Annotated in this window: 13 protein-coding genes; 3 read left to right on the top strand and 10 right to left on the bottom strand. The window is 72.5% G+C overall.

Translation table 11 applies throughout. The annotated features are described in order from the left end of the window. Window position 1: 1 nt before the first annotated feature. The 6 genes from BXA11_RS03815 to BXA11_RS03790 form a co-directional block, all read right to left on the bottom strand. On the bottom strand, window positions 2-544 hold the full coding sequence (locus BXA11_RS03815) for a hypothetical protein (protein ID WP_076432753.1): 543 nt from the start codon (window positions 542-544) through the stop codon (window positions 2-4). A 10-nt stretch (window positions 545-554) separates the two neighbouring features. Beyond that, window positions 555-1,064: a hypothetical protein gene (locus tag BXA11_RS03810; RefSeq protein ID WP_076432751.1), complete on the bottom strand. Its 510-nt coding sequence runs from the start codon at window positions 1,062-1,064 to the stop codon at window positions 555-557. Then, complete coding sequence (locus tag BXA11_RS03805) at window positions 1,064-10,999, bottom strand: WXG100-like domain-containing protein (protein WP_076432749.1); 9,936 nt, start codon at window positions 10,997-10,999, stop codon at window positions 1,064-1,066. The genes BXA11_RS03810 and BXA11_RS03805 overlap by 1 nt, the downstream gene beginning before the upstream one ends. Before the next feature lie 2 nt (window positions 11,000-11,001). Further along, window positions 11,002-11,352 (bottom strand): hypothetical protein, encoded by a 351-nt coding sequence (locus BXA11_RS03800; protein WP_076432747.1) that lies wholly within the window; start codon window positions 11,350-11,352, stop codon window positions 11,002-11,004. 30 nt (window positions 11,353-11,382) lie between these two features. Continuing rightward, the gene (locus BXA11_RS03795) at window positions 11,383-11,799 is read right to left on the bottom strand and encodes a YbaB/EbfC family nucleoid-associated protein (RefSeq protein WP_076433134.1); all 417 of its coding nucleotides are present in this window, start codon (window positions 11,797-11,799) and stop codon (window positions 11,383-11,385) included. Between the two features lie 85 nt (window positions 11,800-11,884). Continuing rightward, window positions 11,885-12,736 carry a helix-turn-helix transcriptional regulator gene (locus BXA11_RS03790; RefSeq protein ID WP_076432745.1) on the bottom strand — a complete coding sequence of 284 codons (852 nt, stop codon included), beginning with the start codon at window positions 12,734-12,736 and terminating at the stop codon, window positions 11,885-11,887. Between the two features lie 103 nt (window positions 12,737-12,839). Here BXA11_RS03790 and BXA11_RS03785 point away from each other — a divergent pair, with 103 nt between their 5' ends. Then, complete coding sequence (locus BXA11_RS03785) at window positions 12,840-13,208, top strand: cupin domain-containing protein (protein ID WP_076432743.1); 369 nt, start codon at window positions 12,840-12,842, stop codon at window positions 13,206-13,208. Window positions 13,209-13,354: 146 nt separating this feature from the next. Here the strand turns inward: BXA11_RS03785 and BXA11_RS03780 are convergent, their stop codons facing one another. From BXA11_RS03780 to BXA11_RS03760, 4 genes are read right to left on the bottom strand one after another with little or no spacing between them, the layout of a single operon-like run. Beyond that, the gene (locus tag BXA11_RS03780; protein WP_076432741.1) at window positions 13,355-13,693 is read right to left on the bottom strand and encodes a hypothetical protein; all 339 of its coding nucleotides are present in this window, start codon (window positions 13,691-13,693) and stop codon (window positions 13,355-13,357) included. Next, window positions 13,690-14,970 carry an SseB family protein gene (locus BXA11_RS41130; protein ID WP_083743929.1) on the bottom strand — a complete coding sequence of 427 codons (1,281 nt, stop codon included), beginning with the start codon at window positions 14,968-14,970 and terminating at the stop codon, window positions 13,690-13,692. Before BXA11_RS41130 ends, BXA11_RS03780 begins: the two co-directional genes overlap by 4 nt. Continuing rightward, window positions 14,970-15,755: a hypothetical protein gene (locus BXA11_RS03765; protein WP_076432739.1), complete on the bottom strand. Its 786-nt coding sequence runs from the start codon at window positions 15,753-15,755 to the stop codon at window positions 14,970-14,972. Before BXA11_RS03765 ends, BXA11_RS41130 begins: the two co-directional genes overlap by 1 nt. A gap of 3 nt (window positions 15,756-15,758) precedes the next feature. Then, window positions 15,759-16,910, bottom strand: a complete 1,152-nt coding sequence (locus BXA11_RS03760; RefSeq protein WP_076432737.1) for a hypothetical protein — start codon at window positions 16,908-16,910, stop codon at window positions 15,759-15,761. A 239-nt stretch (window positions 16,911-17,149) separates the two neighbouring features. Between BXA11_RS03760 and BXA11_RS03755 the strand changes: the two genes are divergently transcribed. Both BXA11_RS03755 and BXA11_RS03750 read left to right on the top strand, forming a co-directional pair. Then, window positions 17,150-17,500: a WXG100 family type VII secretion target gene (locus tag BXA11_RS03755; RefSeq protein ID WP_143734063.1), complete on the top strand. Its 351-nt coding sequence runs from the start codon at window positions 17,150-17,152 to the stop codon at window positions 17,498-17,500. 39 nt (window positions 17,501-17,539) lie between these two features. Further along, window positions 17,540-17,839, top strand: a complete 300-nt coding sequence (locus BXA11_RS03750; RefSeq protein WP_030508519.1) for a WXG100 family type VII secretion target — start codon at window positions 17,540-17,542, stop codon at window positions 17,837-17,839. The last annotated feature ends 31 nt before the right edge of the window (window positions 17,840-17,870 follow it).

The raw sequence follows: 17,870 nt of genomic DNA, 5'->3' as shown, positions 1-17,870 counted from the left end.
GTCAGCCGCCGAAGCTGCGAAAGTCGTCCAGGTTCTGCTGGTAGAACGCGATGTCCTCGGCCAGCCGGTCGCGCAGGAAGCAGTCGGGCTCCGCCTCGCGGGCGGCCAGCCCCGCCTCGGTCCAGAACGCCTCGGCGGGCACCTCGTCCTCGCCGGGCGGGATGAACTTGAGCGCCTCCCCGAGCGCGTCCCTGGCCGTCTCCCAGCCGCTCACCACCCGCTGGAAGAGCCCCTCGTCCCCCGGCTCCTCGGCGTATTCGAGGTCGTCGGCGAGCGCGCGGCGCGCGTATGCGGCGCCGGCGAGCCGCCACTGACCGGGGTCGATCAGCTCGGACAGGCCGACGCCGAACCGCTCCCCCTCGTCCCTGGCCTCCGCCTCGCTCGCGTACGGCACGAGCACCTCGACCGCACCGGACCGGACCGTCCACGCCTCGGGCCCCTCGACCGGCGGCTCCTCGGGTGCGGCCTCGTGCGCGGTCAGCGCGAGATACAGCCGGGCCTCCGCGAGCGTCCGCGCGTACGGGATCGGCACTGCCTGCTCCATGCCTGCAACCTTATGCTCCGGCCAGCTCCCGGTAGGTGTCGCGTACGACGAGCAGCCGGTCGAGACGGAACCGCCCCGGCTCGGCGGCGCGCACGGCGCGTCCCCGCTCCGACCAGAACGCGTCCTCGGGCACCTCGTCCTGCCCGGGCGGGACGAATTTCATCACTTCTTCGACCGCGGCCCGCGCGATGGACAGCGCCTGCCTGCGATCTCCCTCAGGGACGTTGCCCGCCGTCAGGTCGGCCACCCACAGCCACTCGCCGGGGTCCAGCAGCTCGGACGGCTCCGCGCCGCCGAACGTCGGGAAGCCGGTGGGCGTCACCTCCCGTTCCGGAAGTCCGAACAGGTACTCGCGCTCGGCGCCGCACGCCGCGCAGCGCCCGTCGTAAGAGGTGACCAGCTCCCCTTCGACGTTCGCCAGGCCGCTGTCCCAGCCGGTGTCCACCGAGCCGCAGGCGCAGGGGTGCAGGTCGAGATAGAGCTGCGCCTCGTCCCTGCTCCTGGCGATCGAATAGGGCATCACGCGTTCCTCATCTGTCGCTGTCCTGCGTCCTCCGGCCGGGGGACGGTTTCGTCATCGTCGTCGGGCGGCTCCCAGCCCGAGATGTTGCTGAGCCTGCGCATCCGCTCCCACCGGTCGGGGACCGGCGCCTGGGGCGGCACGGTGACCCACGGCGGCGGAGGCGCCGCCTGGCCCCGCGCGCCGAGGTCGCGGGCGACCGCCTCGATCTCGTGCCGCAGCCGCGCCCGCTCCTCGGCCGAGGTCGCCGCCAGCCACTTGCGGGACAGGTAGGCGTGCTCGTTGCGCCGGGCGGTGGCACAGGCGTCGTAGCCGGGATCGACGGCGTTCAGGAACCGGCGCACCACCCCCTGCTCCAGCGCGGCCCGCTTCTGCAGGGTGTCGCTGATCTCGTGCAGCAGCACCCGGGCCACCACGTCGGGGGCCAGCCTCGGCGACAGCCGGATCACGTTCGGGTCCGTGCCCGCGCCGAGGTCCGTACGGGCGGGGCGGCCGCCGCCGGGGTTCTCCGGCAGCACGAGGAAGCGTTCCGTGCCGGACCTGGCGGTCTCGACGGTGACGACCGTGCCGTCCGGCGTCGCGGTCACGGCGCGGACGCCCCGGCCGAAGTCCGCCGGGCGCAGGTCGGCGACGGCCGGGGGAACCTCGGCGTTCGACAGGTCGGGCAGGTGCGGGGCCCGGCCGTCGGCCACGAACGCGGTCTTCGGGATGGACTCGGCCGTCACGGAGCCCGGCGGGGCGGTGATGAGGGGGTTGCCGCCCCAGGTGCCGTCCGCGGCCGTCTCGGGCACCGGCCATCCCGGGTCGGCCGGCGCGGGCCGGGCGACGCCGAGGGCGTCGAGCCGTTCGCCGATCCGGCCGGCGAACCCATCGGGCCGCCCGCCGTACAGGTCGCGCAGGTCGAGGCCGTGCCGATCGGCCAGCTCCACCAGGCCGGGCGGCACCGCGCCGAGCGCCTCGGCGAAGGGGTCGCCGGACAGTTCGCCCACGGGCGTGGCGTGAAAGCGCTCGACGGTGCCGTCGGGCCGCCGGAGATCGAGGTGGACGTCGGCGCCGAGGTCGCGGGCGAGCAGCCTGGCCTCCTCCACCAGAGCCGTCGAACCCGTGGGGCCTGCGTCGGCGACGATCCCCACGGGAAGCGTCCCGGTCCTCCCTCTGAGCACCTCGGCCATCGCCTTGGTGAGCGTGGCGGGCGCCGCCGGGTCGTACGACGGATGTCTCGCGGCCATCTCACGCACGCGGTCGTGGGAGAAGAAGACGCCGGGCGCCGCGGCGCGCTGCCGGTTGAAGTCCCACAGCGGCCGGGCGGCGCCGGCGTCGCGCCGCGCCAGCATCTCCTCCAGCGCGTGCTGGAACATGATCAGGTGTGCCGTGCCGGTCGCGCCGCGCGGGACGTCCACGGTCCGCAGCACCGTCTCCGCGCCGTCGCGCGCCACCTGGCGCACCTCGAACCGGAGGTCGAAGTCGACCCGGAACCGCACCTTGGCCCCGGTGCCCTTCGCGAAGACGCTGGTCTCGTCGCGGTTGCCGCCGCTGCCCGAGCTCGACTGCGCGGTCTGGTCCCCGGCGCCGAGGTCGGTGCCGACACCCGCCGCGCTCCCCCCGCTGTACGTGCGGCCGGCCGGCGTCATCTGCCCCCGGTCGGTGGCCGTGCCGGCCGTGTTCTGCTCACGGTCCACCTGCCCCAGCTCGGTGTCCTGCAGGCCCAGCGCCACCGGGTCGGGCTCGGACAGGTCGGCGTGGATCCGCACGTCCACCATCTGGCCCGGCCGGCCCGGCATGGGCAGCCGGACGAGCCGGTGTCCGTCGGGGCCGGTCATCCGCTCCAGCCGGGTCGTGAGGCCGTTCCCGGTGAGCGCCTTGGCCAGTGCGGCGTAGTTCTCCATGGCGGCGGCCCCGCCGAGCAGGTCCTTCTTGGAGAGCCGGTCGAACACGGCACGCAGCAGCCCGTCGGCCCTGAGCCGCTCGGTCACGAAGACCTCGGGCGGCGCGACCCGCCGCACGTCGGGCCGGGCGGACTGCCTCGCGGCGACCGTGCCCTCCTTCGCCACCATGCCGTCCGGCAGCACCCGGGCCATCGTGCCGTCCAGCGTGACGGCGCTGGTCCGGGGGACGCGGGTGGTCTTGGCCACGGCGCCGCGCAGGCGGCCCGAGGTGCGTTCGACCTCGATCGTGATCGTCACCGGATGCGCGACGAGCTGCCCGCCGCGGAACGCCGCCGCACGCTGGATGCGGGTCCGCTGGGTGCCGGTGGAGGCCGTGCCGGTGTGCGAGCGGTCGGTGGCGGCCGTGCGGCCGCCGCTGCCGGCGGCCGGGCCCGCCCCGGCGTTCGCGTTGCCGCCGAACGTCTTGCCCGACGACTCGGTGCGGTCCTCCTGCGTGTACGTGTAGTCCTGGAGGATCTGGCCGAAGTTGTGGACGTTTCCGCCGTAGCTCGCCTCGTCGCCGTGGAGCACCGCCCTGATCCTGACCGTGACGTCCTCGGTGAGGTGGGGGCCGATCTTGAGCGAGTACGTCTTGACGAAGCCCGCCTCCCCGCTCATGTCGTCGATCTTGCCCCACCAGCGTTTGCCCGCGAAGTCGCCGAACAGGCTGCGCAACAGGACCGGGTCACGCTTGAGCGCGCCGGGCGCCACCCTGCCGATCTGGTCGAGCACCTGGTCCAACACGTGGGTCGGCGTGCCGTCCGGGGCCTTGAGATCGGTCTTCTTCACGGTGCTCTCGCCGAGAGAGTCCCGATAGAGGTCGGGGACGTCCACGGGGCTGGCGAGGTCGGGCAGCCTGTCGTGCATCCGCTTGAGCCGGTTCCCCTCGGCGGCCAGGCGCATCGGGAAGTCCTTGGCGAGCCGTTCGGCGAGCATGGCGCGGGGGTGCTTCTGCTCCAGGTCGGACCGGGGGTGGCCGTCCCTTCGCGCCAGCGCCCGATCGGCCAGATATCTGCGGACCAGCGGCACGGCCGTACGCGGGTCGAGCTGGAGGTTGTCGTCGAGCAGCCGCGTGACCGCGTCGGCCACCTGGTCGAGGGGCAGCTTGAGCTCGCCCCTGCCGTAGAGGTCGAGCGCGTCGCGCTCGGGGAGGGAGTAGACGACCGTCCTGTCCCGCAGCGGCTCCGCGTCGGCCCGCCGGTTGCCCGCCTCGTCCCCGGAAACCGTGATGTCCGTCTTCATCGCGAACACGTAGTGCTTGCCGGTGTCGATGGCCAGCCGTTCCCTGCCCCAGATCGCCGTGTCGGAGATCGAGGACGACGTGCTCCCCGCCGCGGACGCGCCGGCCCCCTCTCTGCCGCCGAACGCGCGGGGCAGGGCCTCGCTCACGCCGGACGAGGCGTCCACGGACCGTCCACCGCGCGTCTCCGTCCGCGCGGTGTACGCGCCCATCGTGAAGTTGATGTCGCCGATCACCAGGTCGGCCGCGGTCACGAACGCCGACTCACCCGGCCGGGCCGTGATCCACGCCGACGCCCGGTGCGTACGCAGGCCACGCGGGCGCACGGCCATGGCGGTGCTGTACGTCGTGGCGGGCGTGGCGGGGTCGGCGAGCAGCCACTCCGGGTGGGAGATGAGGTTGCGCGTGTTGAACGCCTCCGCGAGGTGATGGAACGACACCGAGCCCGGCCGCATCGCCTTCGGCAGCACCGATTGGAGTGCGTCGACCACGCCGGTGCCGTCCACGTGCAGCAGGGTGGCCAGGCTCAGCGCCTCCGGGGACGTCGGGTGGCTGGGCGACACCCCGGCCCGGTCCTCGGGCAGGAGGTCGGAGGGCAACAGCACCCGCATCCACACGTCGTCGCTCTGGGCCAGCGGCGTGACCGTCCCGTTCTCGATCAGGTCCACGGTGAGTGTGTGCGGGACCTCGAAGACCGCCGCCGGAGAGGTGCCCTCGATCAGCGTGACCAGGTTGCCCGTGTCGTTGAGGGTCATTCCGGCCGTACGGCCCTTGTTCCGGTGGAAGCCCCCCTCGCCGCCGGTCGAGCCGGCCTCGCCCGGCTTCGTCTCCAGGCCGAGGGAGGGGCCGACGTCCAAGGACCGGCCGCCCGACCTGCTGACCGTGCGGCCGGAGGTCTCCGACGAGATGTCGAGGTCGGCCGCGATGTCGGCGGCGCTGGTGCCCAGGAACTCCTCCTGGCCCGACTGGTTCAACCGGATTCGCATCGTGAGGTGCCGGCTGGCCCGGCCGATGCCCTGGCTCACCAGATCGAGGAATATGCCGTCCTGCATGGCCTGGTCGTAGCCGGTCTGCAGGCGGGCCGGGGAGAACTGCTCGGCCACCTCGATCATGTTGGCGATCTGGCTCGCCCGGGTCAGCGGGTCGCGGGACAGCCGGCCGTTCTCGTCCGGCAGCAGGCCGAGGTCACGCAGCCGCCTCACGACGTCCGCCCGCACCTCGTCGAAGTTCCGGACGCTTTCGGGGCGCTCGCTCGCCTGGACGAGCCCCGGCCCGGCCCCGGTCTCGCGCGACCAGCCGGGCAGCCTGGGCAGGCGGCCCTTGGGCGTGCCGGGCTTCGGGTCGTCCCTGAGCCTGCCGTCCTTGAGTACGGCCGACCGGTCGACGGGCAGGCCGTAGCGGTACGCCTGCGGCTCGGGCATGCGGAACAGGCCCGTGCTCCGGCCGCTCACAGGGGGAAGCGGGGAGTCGTCGGTGTTCAGCTGCACGGTCACCGTGTGCACGAGCTCCAGCGCGTACGCCTGGGTGTGGCCCGCCCAGCGCTGCACGCTCGGCCGGATGGCGGTCCCGCCCGCGCTCATCGACCGCGACCACGACCAGGAGCGGCCGAACCCCCCGGTGAGCCGCGGGATGGCGGTCTTGTAACCGCCGAGGCGGACGCGGCCGAGCAGACTCGGGTTGCCGATGGGAACCTGGACCCCCGTGGTGCCCTTGATCTCGACCGACCGGCCGGCCGAGCGCGAGCCCGACGCGCCCGAGAACCCCACGCGCAGCCGTTCCAGGCGGTGCTTGATGCTCGGGGTGCCGACCGGCCGCGCCGTCTTCATCACGACCCGGCTCTTGATCCGCACGTAGCCGACCACCCGCCCGTTCACGGTGATCGGACGGTGCAGCCCCTCGGGATCGTTGATCGCCTCGCCGAGCCGGGCGGGCAGTTCCTTCGTCATGATCGTGAAGATCTGGTCGCGGGTCATACCGCCGATCTGGGAGCGGCCGGTCCGCTCGGCGGTGCGCTCGGCGAGGTCCTGCAGCCCGGTCAGCCCGGTGACCCCGTGCTCGGGGAACGGCGTGCGCTGCCGCTGTTTCTCGTCGAGCCGGGTGACCTCGGCCGGCCCCCGCTGCGCGTGCGTGTGCGGCAGATACACCTGCAGGCTCTGGGCGTCGCCGGCGGTGCCGCTGTCCACGCGCGCCCGCTCGGTGCCGTTCGCGGTGCGCAGCTCCGCCTCCACCGAGGCGAGCCCGTCGAGCACCAGCGCCTCGCCCGCGTTGTCCTGCACCGCGCCGGCCAGCGCGAAGTCCGACGCGTTGCCGTTGAACGACTCGCTCCCGCCGAAGGCGACACCGCCCTTGAACACGCCGAACTTCATCAGCATCCCGACCCAGTGCACGTACTGCAGCGGTTTGCTCACGGCGTTCAGGTCGAAGTTCGGCGCCAGGCGCACCGAGCGGTTGGCGGTGGCGGAGGCCGAGCGGCCGCCCTGCGGCAACTGGCCGAGCATCGACTGGGAGTGCCGCACCGGATGGCCGAAGACCTCGACCAGGTCCGTGACCTTCAGCCGCAGCCGCAGCTCGCCCCGCGTGCCGCGGCCCACCCGCAGCAGCGCGCCGTCCGGCGACACCAGCCACCTGAAGTTCGACCGCAGCACGTGTGACAGCTCGTCGGGCGAGTAGCGGTGGTCGACCCCGGCGCGTTCGAGCATGTCGTTGACGACCCGCGTGAGCCGTTCGAGGTGGGGCAGCCGGCCCGCGGGCGTCGCCTCCGGCAGAACCTCCGGCGACGGCAGGGCGTCCGCGTGCGCCTCCGTGTACGCGGTGTGGGCCGCCTCCGCCTCCCGGGCCAGCCGGGCGACATCCGCCGGCAGGGTGTTGTTCGCGCCCGGGGGGAGGGCGTCGAGGGCCTTCTCCAGCGTCTCGTACTTCCTGCGCGCGGCGATCGCCCGCCGCACCGCCTCCGCGTACGCCTCCCTGCTCCGGCGGGCGCGCTCGGCACTCGCCCGGTGGAGGTCGCGGTCCGCCAGCGCCTTGCGGCGGCGCTCCTCCGCGCTGCGGTCCTCTTCCCGCGACGCCTTCTCGGCGGCCTCCTCGGCCTTCTTCGCGTCGGCCGTGGCCGCTTGGGTGCTGTCGATCTTCTCCTTGACCGCGTTGAGCAGTTCGCGGGTGGCGTCCGTCAGCGTCTCCCGCTGGGTGCGGGCCAGCCCGAGCAGCTCCGCCACCGGATCGGACGCCGCGGAGCCCTGTGTGGTCGAGCTCTGCGTGGTCGAGCTCTGCGTGCTCGAGCTCTGTGCGGGGGCGGTTTGTGCAGTGGTGGTTTGTGCAGTGGTGGTTTGTGACCAGGGGGGCGCGGGGGCGACGTGCCCGAGCCCCACGATCTCCCGCCCGAGCTGCTCGATCTCGTGCGCGATGGCGGGGCGCTCCGGCGCCGGGGCCGCCTGCCACTGCCTGGCCAGAAGCGCGTGCTCGCGATAGCGGGCGGTCACGCAGGCCGTGGCGTCCCGCTCGGCCGTACGGCTCAGGAAGGAGCGGACCACGCCCTGCCGGGGGCCGGACATCCGCTGGAAGACGTCGCTGATCTCGTGCAGCCACACCCGGGGGAGGACGTCGTTCGCCAGGCGCGGCGACAGCCGTACGACGTGGGGCTTCGCGGCCGTGCCCGACCTGACCCTGGTCCTGGCGAGACGGCGGCCGCGCACCCGGCCGATCTCGTACCGGAAGTGCTGCGCGCCGAACCGGCCCGTGTGCACGACGACCGTCCGCCCGCCGGCCGGGTCCAGCGCCGTCACGTCCGGACCCACGTCGGACGGGTGGAGCGACCTGAAGCCCTGCTCCGCCTCACTCGACGACAGGTCGGCCAGATGCGGCGCCCTGCCGTCGGCGACGAACAGGCTCCGCGTGATCGGCCGGGCGGTCACCTGGCCGTTCCCTCGGGTCGTACGCGGTCCGGGCCGCGTGTGACCCGTGGGGTTGGCCGTCTGGGCGGAGCTCGTCGCCGGAGCGGTCCCCGTGGTCGAGGGCGCCGTGGTCGAGGGCGCCGTGGTTGAGGGCGCCGTGGTCGAGGGCGCCGTGGTCGAGGGCGCCGTGGACGGGATTCCGGCGAGGGCCTCGGCGCGGCGGACGATGTCCGCGGCGGTGCCGGAGGAGCGGCCGACGCGGAGGGCGTGGCCAGGTCCGTACGGCGAGACCGTCGCCTCCTCCACCAGCACGGCCCCCGCGTCGCTCAGCCGGCCGGGCCGCCAGCCGCGCGGGTTGTCCTCCAGCACCTCGCCCGCCACCTCGACGGCGGCGGCGCGGTTGTCCGGCGTCGCGTCGGCGAGCCGGGCGAGCGCGTCGAGGGCCCCCTCGGCCGGGAAACCCAGGCTCTCCTCGGCGATCCTCGCCCCCAGCAGGGCGGCCGCCTCCGCGCGGAGCCGAGGCGTGTCCACGCCCTCGGCGGCACGCGCCGTCAGCCGATCCGTGAGGGTCGTGATGTCCTCGCCCGACAGCTGGATCGGCCTGCCGTCGGGGCCGGTCAGCCTCGCGCCCTGGTCGTCGGGCAGGAAGCGCGCGTCGGGCGCGATCGTGGACAGCACATCGGAGACCGCCGTAGCCGACGCCTGCGCCGCGGCGGTGCTCCCGGAAGCGCTGCTGCCGCTCGTTCCCGAGGACGCTGCCGGGGCCGGGGCGGCTGGTGACGCCGCGGCGGATGACGTGGTGCCGCTGGAGGGGGAAGCGGACGGCGGTGTCGCCGTGCGGGTCGCGGGTGCGGCTGCGGCGGGCGTGCTCACGGGACCGGCGGCGGCGGACGCAGCGGCGCTGGCAGCGGCCGCCGAGTTGCTCGCACCGGCCGCGTTCGCCGGGTTCACCGCGTTGGCAGGACCAGCCGCGTTCGCAGGATTCGCTGCGTTGGCCGGGCTCGCCGGACCAGCCGCGTTCGCAGGGCCAGCCGCGTTCGCTACGTTGGCCGGGTTCGCTGCGTTGGCCGGGTTGCTTGAGCCGGACGCAGCGGCGGTGCCGCTCGCACCCGCGCCCGGGGCGGAACCGGCGGTGGTCTGCGCGCCGGACGCGCTCTGCGAGGCCCCCGGCGCCTGACCCGGATTCGCGGCGGTCGCACCCGCCGCGTTCGCGCCGTTCGCGTTCGTGGAGGTGCCCGCGTTCGTCGCGTTGGCCGCGTTCGTCGTGCCGGCGGAACCCGCCGTGCCGGGGTTGGCACCGCCCGCGTTGGCGGTAGTGGCTGTGCCGGGGTGCGTGGTGTTCGCGCCGGGCTGCGCGGAGGACGACCCGGTGGTGGGCTGGCCGGAGCCGCCGGGTGGTGCGGCCGTCACCTGGCCGGACGGCGCGGTGCTCGCCGCCTGGGCGGATCCGCCCGGCGTCGTGGCCGCCTGGCCGGCACCGGACGGGGCGGCCGGGCCGCCGGAGGGGTGCCCCACGACGGACGCGGTGCTCGTACCACCCGAGTTCGCGGGTCCGCCGCCGCTCGCGGTCTGGCCGCCGCCGGTCGTGTTCGTGTTCGCGGCACCCGGATCGCCGCCCGAAGGCTGTCCGGCCGTGGGATCCGGAGACATGGCGGAGAAGGCGCGGATCAGGTCGGTGCGCACGCTGGTGTCGTACGCCGAGGCCAGGGCCGTACGCGGGCTGACGACCGCCTGGATCGCGTCCGGGTTGAACGGGCTGATCGTGTTCGTACGGCCGGCGCCCGACAGGGCGGCCCCGAGCAGCGACTCCCCGTCGGGCAGCTCCCACTGGCCGTACACGAGCCCGTTGGCCAGCAGGCTCCCGGCCGGGGAGGCGATCACGTTGGTCAGCCCGGTCGTCAGCGCCCTGCCGGGGAAGCGCTTGAACGCGTTGCCGAAGCCGGGGGCGTCGGTGTTCAGCCTTCTGAGCAGGGGCGTCCTGTTGACCAGGTTGCTGATCGGGTGCGCGGCCCGCATGCCGATGCCCGCGCCTCCCGCCGCGCCCAGGGCGGTAGCACTCGTCATCTTCCAGTCCCAGCCGTCGCGGGTGCCCGACTTCCGCTGGTGGGACTGGGCGAGGGCGTCGCCGGCGACCTCCTCGCCGATCTCCTCGACGAGTTCCCTGCCCAGGGGGTTGGCGAGGATGCGTCCGAGCAGGCCGGCCCGTACCGAGGCCAGCACGGTCCCTCTGGCGAGCGCCTGGGCCGCGGCGGGGCGCCCGGCGGCGAGGGCGAGCCGTTCGAGGATCTTCTCCGTCTCGGCCCGGGCGCGGGCGGCGATCGGCCCGATGAACCGGGTGGAGGCCCCGGCGGAGTAGAAGGCGGCGACGAGCGCGATGAACGTGGCGATCAGCGCGATCCAGAACACCACGTTGACCGACAGCTTCGAATACTGCGTCTCGCGAGCGAAGTTGTCGGCCTGCGCTCCGTAGGCGAAGTGGTTGTTCGCCACCTTGAGCAGGCCGGAGTCCTCCGAGTAGTGGTCGCCGAGCCGGTCCAGGAACGCCTGCATCGACGGGCCCTGCATCCCGCTGAGCACGGCGACGGCGGCGGCTCCCACGGGATCGATGGACCGCACGACGCTCACGGTCGCGGACCGGTGGGCCCGGGCGAGCTGCCACAGCAGGCTCTCGCTCGCCTCCGGCCATGTCTGGCCCGCCGTGAGCAGGGCGATGAGATCGTCGGCCCAGGCGGGCAGCGACTCGCCCCAGGCGGGGGTGACGTCGACGACCGAGCCACCGCCGTCGGCGAACGCGGGCAGCCCGGTGCCGTCCGAGGTGACGTCGCCGTTCGTCGTGGACGGGTTGGCGCCGGAGCCCGTGCCAGTGGTGGAGGAGTGCGTCATCGTCAGACCCGCTTCAGGATCTCGCGCACCTCTCTGGCCCGTTCTCCGTCCATCCCGCGGGCGTTCTCGGCGCTGCGCCGTACGGTCGGGCCGAGCTCGACCACCTTCGCGGCGAGTTCCCCGCCCTGCTTAATCAGCGTGTCGGGCCCGTCGCCCTGCATGTAGGCGGAGCGGAAGGCGGCGCCGGCCGTGTCGTGTCCCCACGGCTCGGCGGCGTTGAGCCGCTGGATCTCCCCTTGGGCGGCGGCGTAGCCGCTCTCCACGTCGGACGACGCGGCGTGCCACTGCGACAGGCCCTTCGCAAGCTGCTGCGGGCGGATGTCGACGTAGTTCACCTCGAACAGATCACTCATGCCAACCCCTCGCCTGGCGGCTCCGCTCGCTCATCGGCTCTCCGGTGTCCGCTTCGGCATCTGCCTCGACATCTGTTCGAGCACGGCGTCGAGGTCGCCATCGATGTGCGCCCTCATCTGCTCTGCGGGGACAAGCGGCGCGAAGATCTCGACGACCCGGTCCTGGGCCTTGGCCACGGCGGCCTGGATGGTCCGGGTGATGGCGTCGGCCAGGCCGCGCGCGTCCTGCCGGCGATAGATGCGCGGGTCGAGGTCGAGCCTGATCAGGTCGCCGTTCGCACCGACGGTGGCCGCCACGAGCCCGTCACGCGACTTCTCCGTCACCTGCACGGCACGCGCCTTCTCGTGCAACGCGGGCGCTTCCTCCTGCAGGCGCATGAACGTGGCCCGCAACTCCTCGGCGTACGCCCGCATTCCGGCGGCATCCGGCGTCTGTCCCCCGGCCATGTTCATCACCCCGATCGACCGCGTTCACCTGAATGATGATCAATGTCCAATATCCGGGATTATCACACCTTCGTTTGACATCCGGCTAGTGACGGGACGCCTGAGACGCCTGACGGGTACGCCTGCGTGACACGTTCTCACCGGCGGCATAGCGCGCGGGTGTGACGCCGACATGCCGGGTGAAGTGCCGGTTGAGGTGCGCCTGGTCATGGAATCCCACGCTTGTCGCCACACCGGCCGGCCGTTGACCGTCCAGCAGGAGCCCGCGCGCCAGCTCTATGCGCTTGCCCGTGAGGTAGGTGTGCGGCGGCAGGCCGTACGTCTGCGTGAAGCAGCGGATCAAGTGCGTCGGGTGAGAGTGGAGGACGGCGGCCGCCTCCCGCAGCGACAGACCCACCCGGACCCGGGCGTCCAGCAGTTCACGCAGCTCGACGGCCAACCGGTGCGCATCCCGACCCGGTGCCCGATGCCGGAACGCCTCAAGATGGAAGCGCAGCCTCTCCGCGACGAGGAGCAGGCGTGATTCGGCCTCGACCGCCTCTCCTGGGTGACCGACCGCGACATGCAGCCGGTGGATCCGATCCCGCAGTAGTGGATCGGCCAGGATCGGGGCGTCCACCGCCTTGCCGACGAGGCGTTCCGGCAGCACGGTGGTGTCCAGGTAGAGCACGCGTTTGCGGAAGCCCGCGGTGGTGACGGTCCTGCCGTCATGCCGGACACCGGGAGGCAGGAGCAGTACGGCGGAGAGATCGGCGGCGGCGTGCCGGCGACGGTCCAGCCCGAAGTCGACCGCACCGTCATCGAGGATCATCAGGTCCCACGTGTCGTGAGTGTGAGCCGGGTAGGCGTGGTCGGTGAAGTGTGCGTGGAAGACCTCGGCGATGCCGGGCACCCGCGGCCGCCAGGCACTGACGGTCGGCGGGCGACGGTGAGCCATCACGCTAGAAACGTACAAGACGGGCGGCAGAGGGCCGGGCCACGCTCATCACATCCGCCATCGCCCTCCCCGGCGGTGCACCCGAAGTGAGAGGCGCCACACGATGTCCGTTTCCCTCGACCCCGTCAACATCGCCGACAAGCTCTCCCTGATCGACGAGCTGTGGACACAGAGGAAGATCGCCGGGCTCAACGACTACGAGATCAAGCTCGCCAAGCTGAAGGGAGAGTTCGTCTGGCACACCCACCCGGAGACCGACGAGCTGTTCGTGGTCGTCAGCGGCCGGCTCACCATCCGGCTGCGCGAAGGGGACGTGGTCCTCGGACCCGGCGAGCTCTACGTGGTGCCCCGCGGCGTCGAGCACTGCCCCGTGGCCGAGGAGGAGACGGCCGTCATGCTCGTGGAGCCGGTCGGCACGCTCAACACCGGTGACACGGGAGGTCCGATGACCAGGGCCGCCGAACCCCTGTAGGAGATCGAGCAGGAGCAGATCGAGCAGCGCGCGCTCCCCTCGTCCCCCGGGCGAGGGCGGGGACGAGCCGGGCGTGGACCGCTTGGGCAACGGCGCGGCGAGGAGTCTCCCCGGCGTGCTTCAGGGAATCCCGAGACGGCCTCGGGTCATCCGCCGGCGAACCGCTGCGCGACTTCCCTGGCCCATCGCGCGGCCTTGGCCGCCTGCTCGCCGGTCACGGGCGCCCCGGGCATCCGGCTCAGACGCTCCACCTGCTCGGCGTAGCGCAGGTGTTCCCGGTGAGCGTGTTCCCGGCAGGCGAGGCAGGTGACGCTCTCCGGGCGGGTCGAGGTCATCGCGTAGGGCACCCGGAGCCCGCACCCGGCGGTGACGACATCCGGCGCGTCGGGCGCGCGCCCCAACGACGACGCGATCAGATTGCGGTAGGCGGCGCCGGCCTGCATCACCTTCTGCTCGACGTGGATGTGCGGATCGGTCTCGCTCATCTGCGTCCATCCCCTTCACCCGAGCCCAGGTCGAGGGGCTCGGCGTGCTCGCGTGGCTCGCTCACCTCCTCGCGGCCCACCCACCGCCGGTGGACGCCCCGTTCGATCCGCTCCATGCCCAGTGCCCGCGCCACCGGCAGCCGCCCGCCGGTGTATTCGAGCAGCAGCTCGCCCGTGCGCTCGTCGCGTACGAGGCAGGGGGCGCCGCGCCACTCGCACACCCGTGTGACGTGGAAGACCGCCTCGCACTCCTCGGCGGGCACCGGCCGCACGAAGCGGCCGGGGGCCCGCTCCTCGAACCCGTCGGCCGGCACGTCGCTGAGCAGCCGGATCAGCAGCCCGTCATGCCCCGCATCCGGATTCGCCGCGAACTCGGCTCCCCGCCAGCGCGCCCGGTAGGAGCTCGCCGGGGTATGGCTCGGGTGCTCGCCGGGCAGCCAGCGGCCGAGGTCGCCGTCGTGGACCGCGCGTACGACCTCGGTCCCGGCCGCGGTCAGCTCGACGATCTCCGAGCCGTGCGGCAGCCGTACGGCGTCCACCTTGTATTCGCGGACCAGGGAGTCCACGTTCGGCGCGAGGCCCATGCCGACGAACGGCGGCTCCTCGATGACCCAGCCGGCGACCGCCGCCATGCCCGCCTCGTCGATCCCGCCGTACGGCGTGCGGTAGAGGTTCAGCCCCACCGTGCGCCACCGCAGCAGGAACAGCGAGCCCTCGCCGCTGATCAGACCGTCGTCGGCGCCCCGGCCGAGGGCGTCGGCGAGCACGGCGGGCGTCGCCACGTGCGCGACGTCGAGCGCGTGGTGGCAGTAGCCGGAGACGCGTGACTCCCCCTCGCCGAGGTGGGTCCGCAGGTCGTACGGTGTGAGCGGCTTCTGCACGACCGGCAGCGCGGGCTCGGGCTCCGCCCTGCGGTCCTGCGCGAGGGTGGGGACCGCGAGCCTGGCGACGGTCCCCGATTCGAGCAGGAAGCGCACCGGCAGGCCGGGGTTGACGGCGAGACCCCACCGGGGATCGGGCCAGCCCGCGGCCAGCTCGGCCAGCGAGGTGATCCTGACCCGCGACAGTCCCGTGGCCGCCCGCATCGCCTCGACCGACGTGTAGGCGGGCAGCCACACCCGGTCGGGCGCGGTGATCGTCGGCCAGGCGGCGCCTCCCTCCGGGGGTGCGGGCAGCGCGAGCTCGGTGTCCCTGAGCATGCTCAGGCAGGCCGCCGTGTCCCCCGCGTCGTACGCCGCCCCGAGCCGCCGTTCGAACGCGCTGGTGGCCCACTCCATCAGAGGCTGAAGGGAGGCATGAAGGACGGCGGCTTCGGTATGTCGTCGGGGTTCGGAAGGGGATCGGCGAGGCCTCCGGTGGCCGGGTCGAAGGCCACCTTGGCCTTGGTGAAGTCGGGCGCCTGCATGGTGACGGCCTGCATGCCGGGGAACTTCTGCTGGGCGCCGCCGGCGAGGTAGGCGACTCCCGTGAAGATCGCGGCGACCTTCCAGTTCAACCTCGCCAGGACCGCGAACACCTTCTGCGCGGTTCTCGACATGGTGGCCAGGATGCCGGTGACGGTGGGCTGGATCGCGGCCATCGAGAGGGGGTTGGTCTTGGCCGCGACGCTGATGTTCGCCAGCGCCAACGCCGTCCCGCCCATCGCCAGCGAGATGTAGCTCGCCGCCGTGTAGAGCTGGGACGCGGAGTCGAGGCTGGCGCCGACGCCCTTCGTGCCCTGGTCCAGCCCGTCGAGCTGGTGGTCCAGCTCGGCGAACTTCTGCTTGACCGTGGTCAGCATCCGCCCCTTCAGATGTCCGTTCGACTCGAGTGCCGTGAGCTGCGCTTGGAGATCCTTACGCAGCTGCCCGATGCCGGGGGGCGCCTGTCCGTTCTCGCCTCCCTCGTTGCGCCACTCGCGCGCGCCCCGCGACATGGCGTCGGGGTCGGCGATCATGGTGGCCAGCAGCCCCGCCAGCGGCAGCGCGCTCGGCTCCAGGACGGCGGCCATACCGGCCAGGCCGGCCCCGGAGATGAAATTGTTCCGCGCGTCCCAGATCTCGACGTTCCCGATGCTCACCATGGGCTAGACGTCCTCCTGCATCCCGAGGACGGAAGGCGCCACGTCCTCGTCGCCGAACCAGGTGCTCTCGTCCTCCGGCACCGCCGGACCCCGCGTGCGCTCCTTGCCGTCGTCGTTGCTCCCCGCGCCCGCGCCCATCGGGGCGTACGGCATGGCGGGTATCCCCCCGGCCCCGCCGCCGGCACGACCGGCGGCGCCCGGGCCCCCGCCCGAGCCGTACGCGCCGGAGCCGTACGTTCCCGAGCCGGAGCCGCCCGAGCCGTACCCGCCGCTCCCCGGCCGGTTCGCGGAGTAGTCGCCCGGCCCGTAGCCGGTCGTGCCGAGGTCGGGGACCGGTGGCGGCGTCGGCAGGGACGACGGGTTCGGGGTGTACGACGAGAGGGCGGTGTCGCCCGGGTTGTTCAGTTTGGGCGTCTCCAGCGGGTTCACATTGTTCTGGCCGAGCCCGTCCAGGCCCGTACGGCCGAGGCCGTCCTGACCGAGGCCGCCGCCGTTCGGGTCGAGCCCGCTGCCGCCGAGGCCGTCGCCGTTCACGTCACCCGGGCCGGGCAGGCCGTCGCCGTTCCCGCCGGGGCCGGGCAGCGTGCTCCCGTCGGGCAGGTCCGGGTGCGACAGGCTGTCGTCGATGTCGGTGCCCAGTTTGTCCTTCGGAAGCGTGAAGTCGTTCCCGAGGCCGGAACCGGGGCCGGTCTTCGGCAACCCGCCGCCGAGTCCGAGCTTCTTGGGGTCGAACCCGGGGGCCTTCGGGCCGCCCGGCAGGCCGGGCTTACCGCCCTTCCCGTTGTCGCCGGAGCTCTGCTTCTCGGCTTCCTTGGCGTTCTTGACCGCCTGGTCGACGGCCGCCTTCCAGGACTCCAGGACCTCCTTGCCCTTCGCCACGGCATCGGCCGTCGTGTTCCGCACCTGGCTGTGCACGCCGTTCAGGCTGCCGCCGATCACGCCGAAGGTCAGCATCGGAAGGTGGATGTTCTTGATCCGCCCGCTCGTGTCCGCCAGGACCTGTCCCCGGCCGGCCACGTCGTTGCCGAACTTCGTGACCTCGGGGTAGTCCATCTTGAACTCGGGGTCCGCCAGACGGGGGTCCACCGCGCCGCCCGTGTACATCGTGTTCGCCAGGCCGGCGAAAGGATTCCCGCCGCCGCTCGTATCGGTCACAACACCCTCCAGCCGACTGCCGGCAGATTGCGTTTTCAACTACTTACGGCCGAGTCACCACAAAGCTCGCAAATCGTACAAAGCTCCTAACCGGCCGTCTGACAAAAGCGCAATAGACGTGACAAAATCTTAATCTCGGACAGCCCCGGCAAGTCCCCCGCTGATCCATTACTGTGACTTTTGGGTCATCACCCGACCCTCCTGGTCGGGGGAATTCGACAGGATCAGTGGAGGTGACCATGTCGCACTCTGGCGCAAGCCAGGCCCAAGTGAGCCGGCACGACCTGGATGAGGCGATCACCTGGATCGGCGACGCGGCCGAGAACATCCGCGGCATCCAGCGTTACCTGGACGGTGCCGGCGAGAACCTCAAGGTCCACTGGCAGGGTGAGTCGCACCACGCGTTCGACAAGGTGCACCTGCTGTGGCACGAGCGCATGGACGTCATCCTGGGCAGCCTGCAGACCCTCGCGGAGAGCATCAGGGCGAACAACAAGAACTACGCCGAGTTCAACGCGCACGCGACCGCCGAGATCAACAAGATCGAGGCGCTCATCAACCAGGCCCCGCCCGCCACGTACAGCCGCTGAGCCCGAGACGACCACCAGGAACGGACGGAGAGCGCGACGGTGGACTTCGACATCACAAAGGTCAACTTCAGCGGTCTCGACACGGGCGAGACCGAGTTCCAGAACGCCTTCAACAGGCTGGTCACGGAGCTGGAGAACCTGGAGAACAAGCTCAACACCAAGACCGCGATCTGGCAGGGCGGCGCCAAGGACGCCTACGACCAGACCCGGCGGATCTGGCAGCAGGAGGCCAAGGGCCTGGCGGACATCGTGTCCCTGCTGGCCAAGAACATCAACATCACGAACATGAACATGCAGGACGTCGAGCGGATCAACGCCGCCATGTTCGACGGCAAGTAGGACGGCAAGCAGAGCGAACGTCCGACGGTAC

Origin of the sequence: Microbispora rosea, assembly GCF_900156315.1 — a bacterium.
GTDB classification, from domain to species: Bacteria; Actinomycetota; Actinomycetes; order Streptosporangiales; family Streptosporangiaceae; genus Microbispora; species Microbispora rosea.
Note: the sequence above shows the minus strand (reverse complement) of the source record. Positions and strands in the feature narration are given on the sequence as shown.

Coding starts and splice junctions, on each gene's coding strand:
- BXA11_RS03815 (WP_076432753.1), bottom strand. CDS start 544: ATGGAGCAGGCAGTGCCGATCCCGTACGCGCGGACGCTCGCGGAGGCC.
- BXA11_RS03810 (WP_076432751.1), bottom strand. CDS start 1,064: ATGCCCTATTCGATCGCCAGGAGCAGGGACGAGGCGCAGCTCTATCTC.
- BXA11_RS03805 (WP_076432749.1), bottom strand. CDS start 10,999: ATGACGCACTCCTCCACCACTGGCACGGGCTCCGGCGCCAACCCGTCC.
- BXA11_RS03800 (WP_076432747.1), bottom strand. CDS start 11,352: ATGAGTGATCTGTTCGAGGTGAACTACGTCGACATCCGCCCGCAGCAG.
- BXA11_RS03795 (WP_076433134.1), bottom strand. CDS start 11,799: ATGGCCGGGGGACAGACGCCGGATGCCGCCGGAATGCGGGCGTACGCC.
- BXA11_RS03790 (WP_076432745.1), bottom strand. CDS start 12,736: ATGGCTCACCGTCGCCCGCCGACCGTCAGTGCCTGGCGGCCGCGGGTG.
- BXA11_RS03785 (WP_076432743.1), top strand. CDS start 12,840: ATGTCCGTTTCCCTCGACCCCGTCAACATCGCCGACAAGCTCTCCCTG.
- BXA11_RS03780 (WP_076432741.1), bottom strand. CDS start 13,693: ATGAGCGAGACCGATCCGCACATCCACGTCGAGCAGAAGGTGATGCAG.
- BXA11_RS41130 (WP_083743929.1), bottom strand. CDS start 14,970: ATGGAGTGGGCCACCAGCGCGTTCGAACGGCGGCTCGGGGCGGCGTAC.
- BXA11_RS03765 (WP_076432739.1), bottom strand. CDS start 15,755: ATGGTGAGCATCGGGAACGTCGAGATCTGGGACGCGCGGAACAATTTC.
- BXA11_RS03755 (WP_143734063.1), top strand. CDS start 17,150: ATGTCGCACTCTGGCGCAAGCCAGGCCCAAGTGAGCCGGCACGACCTG.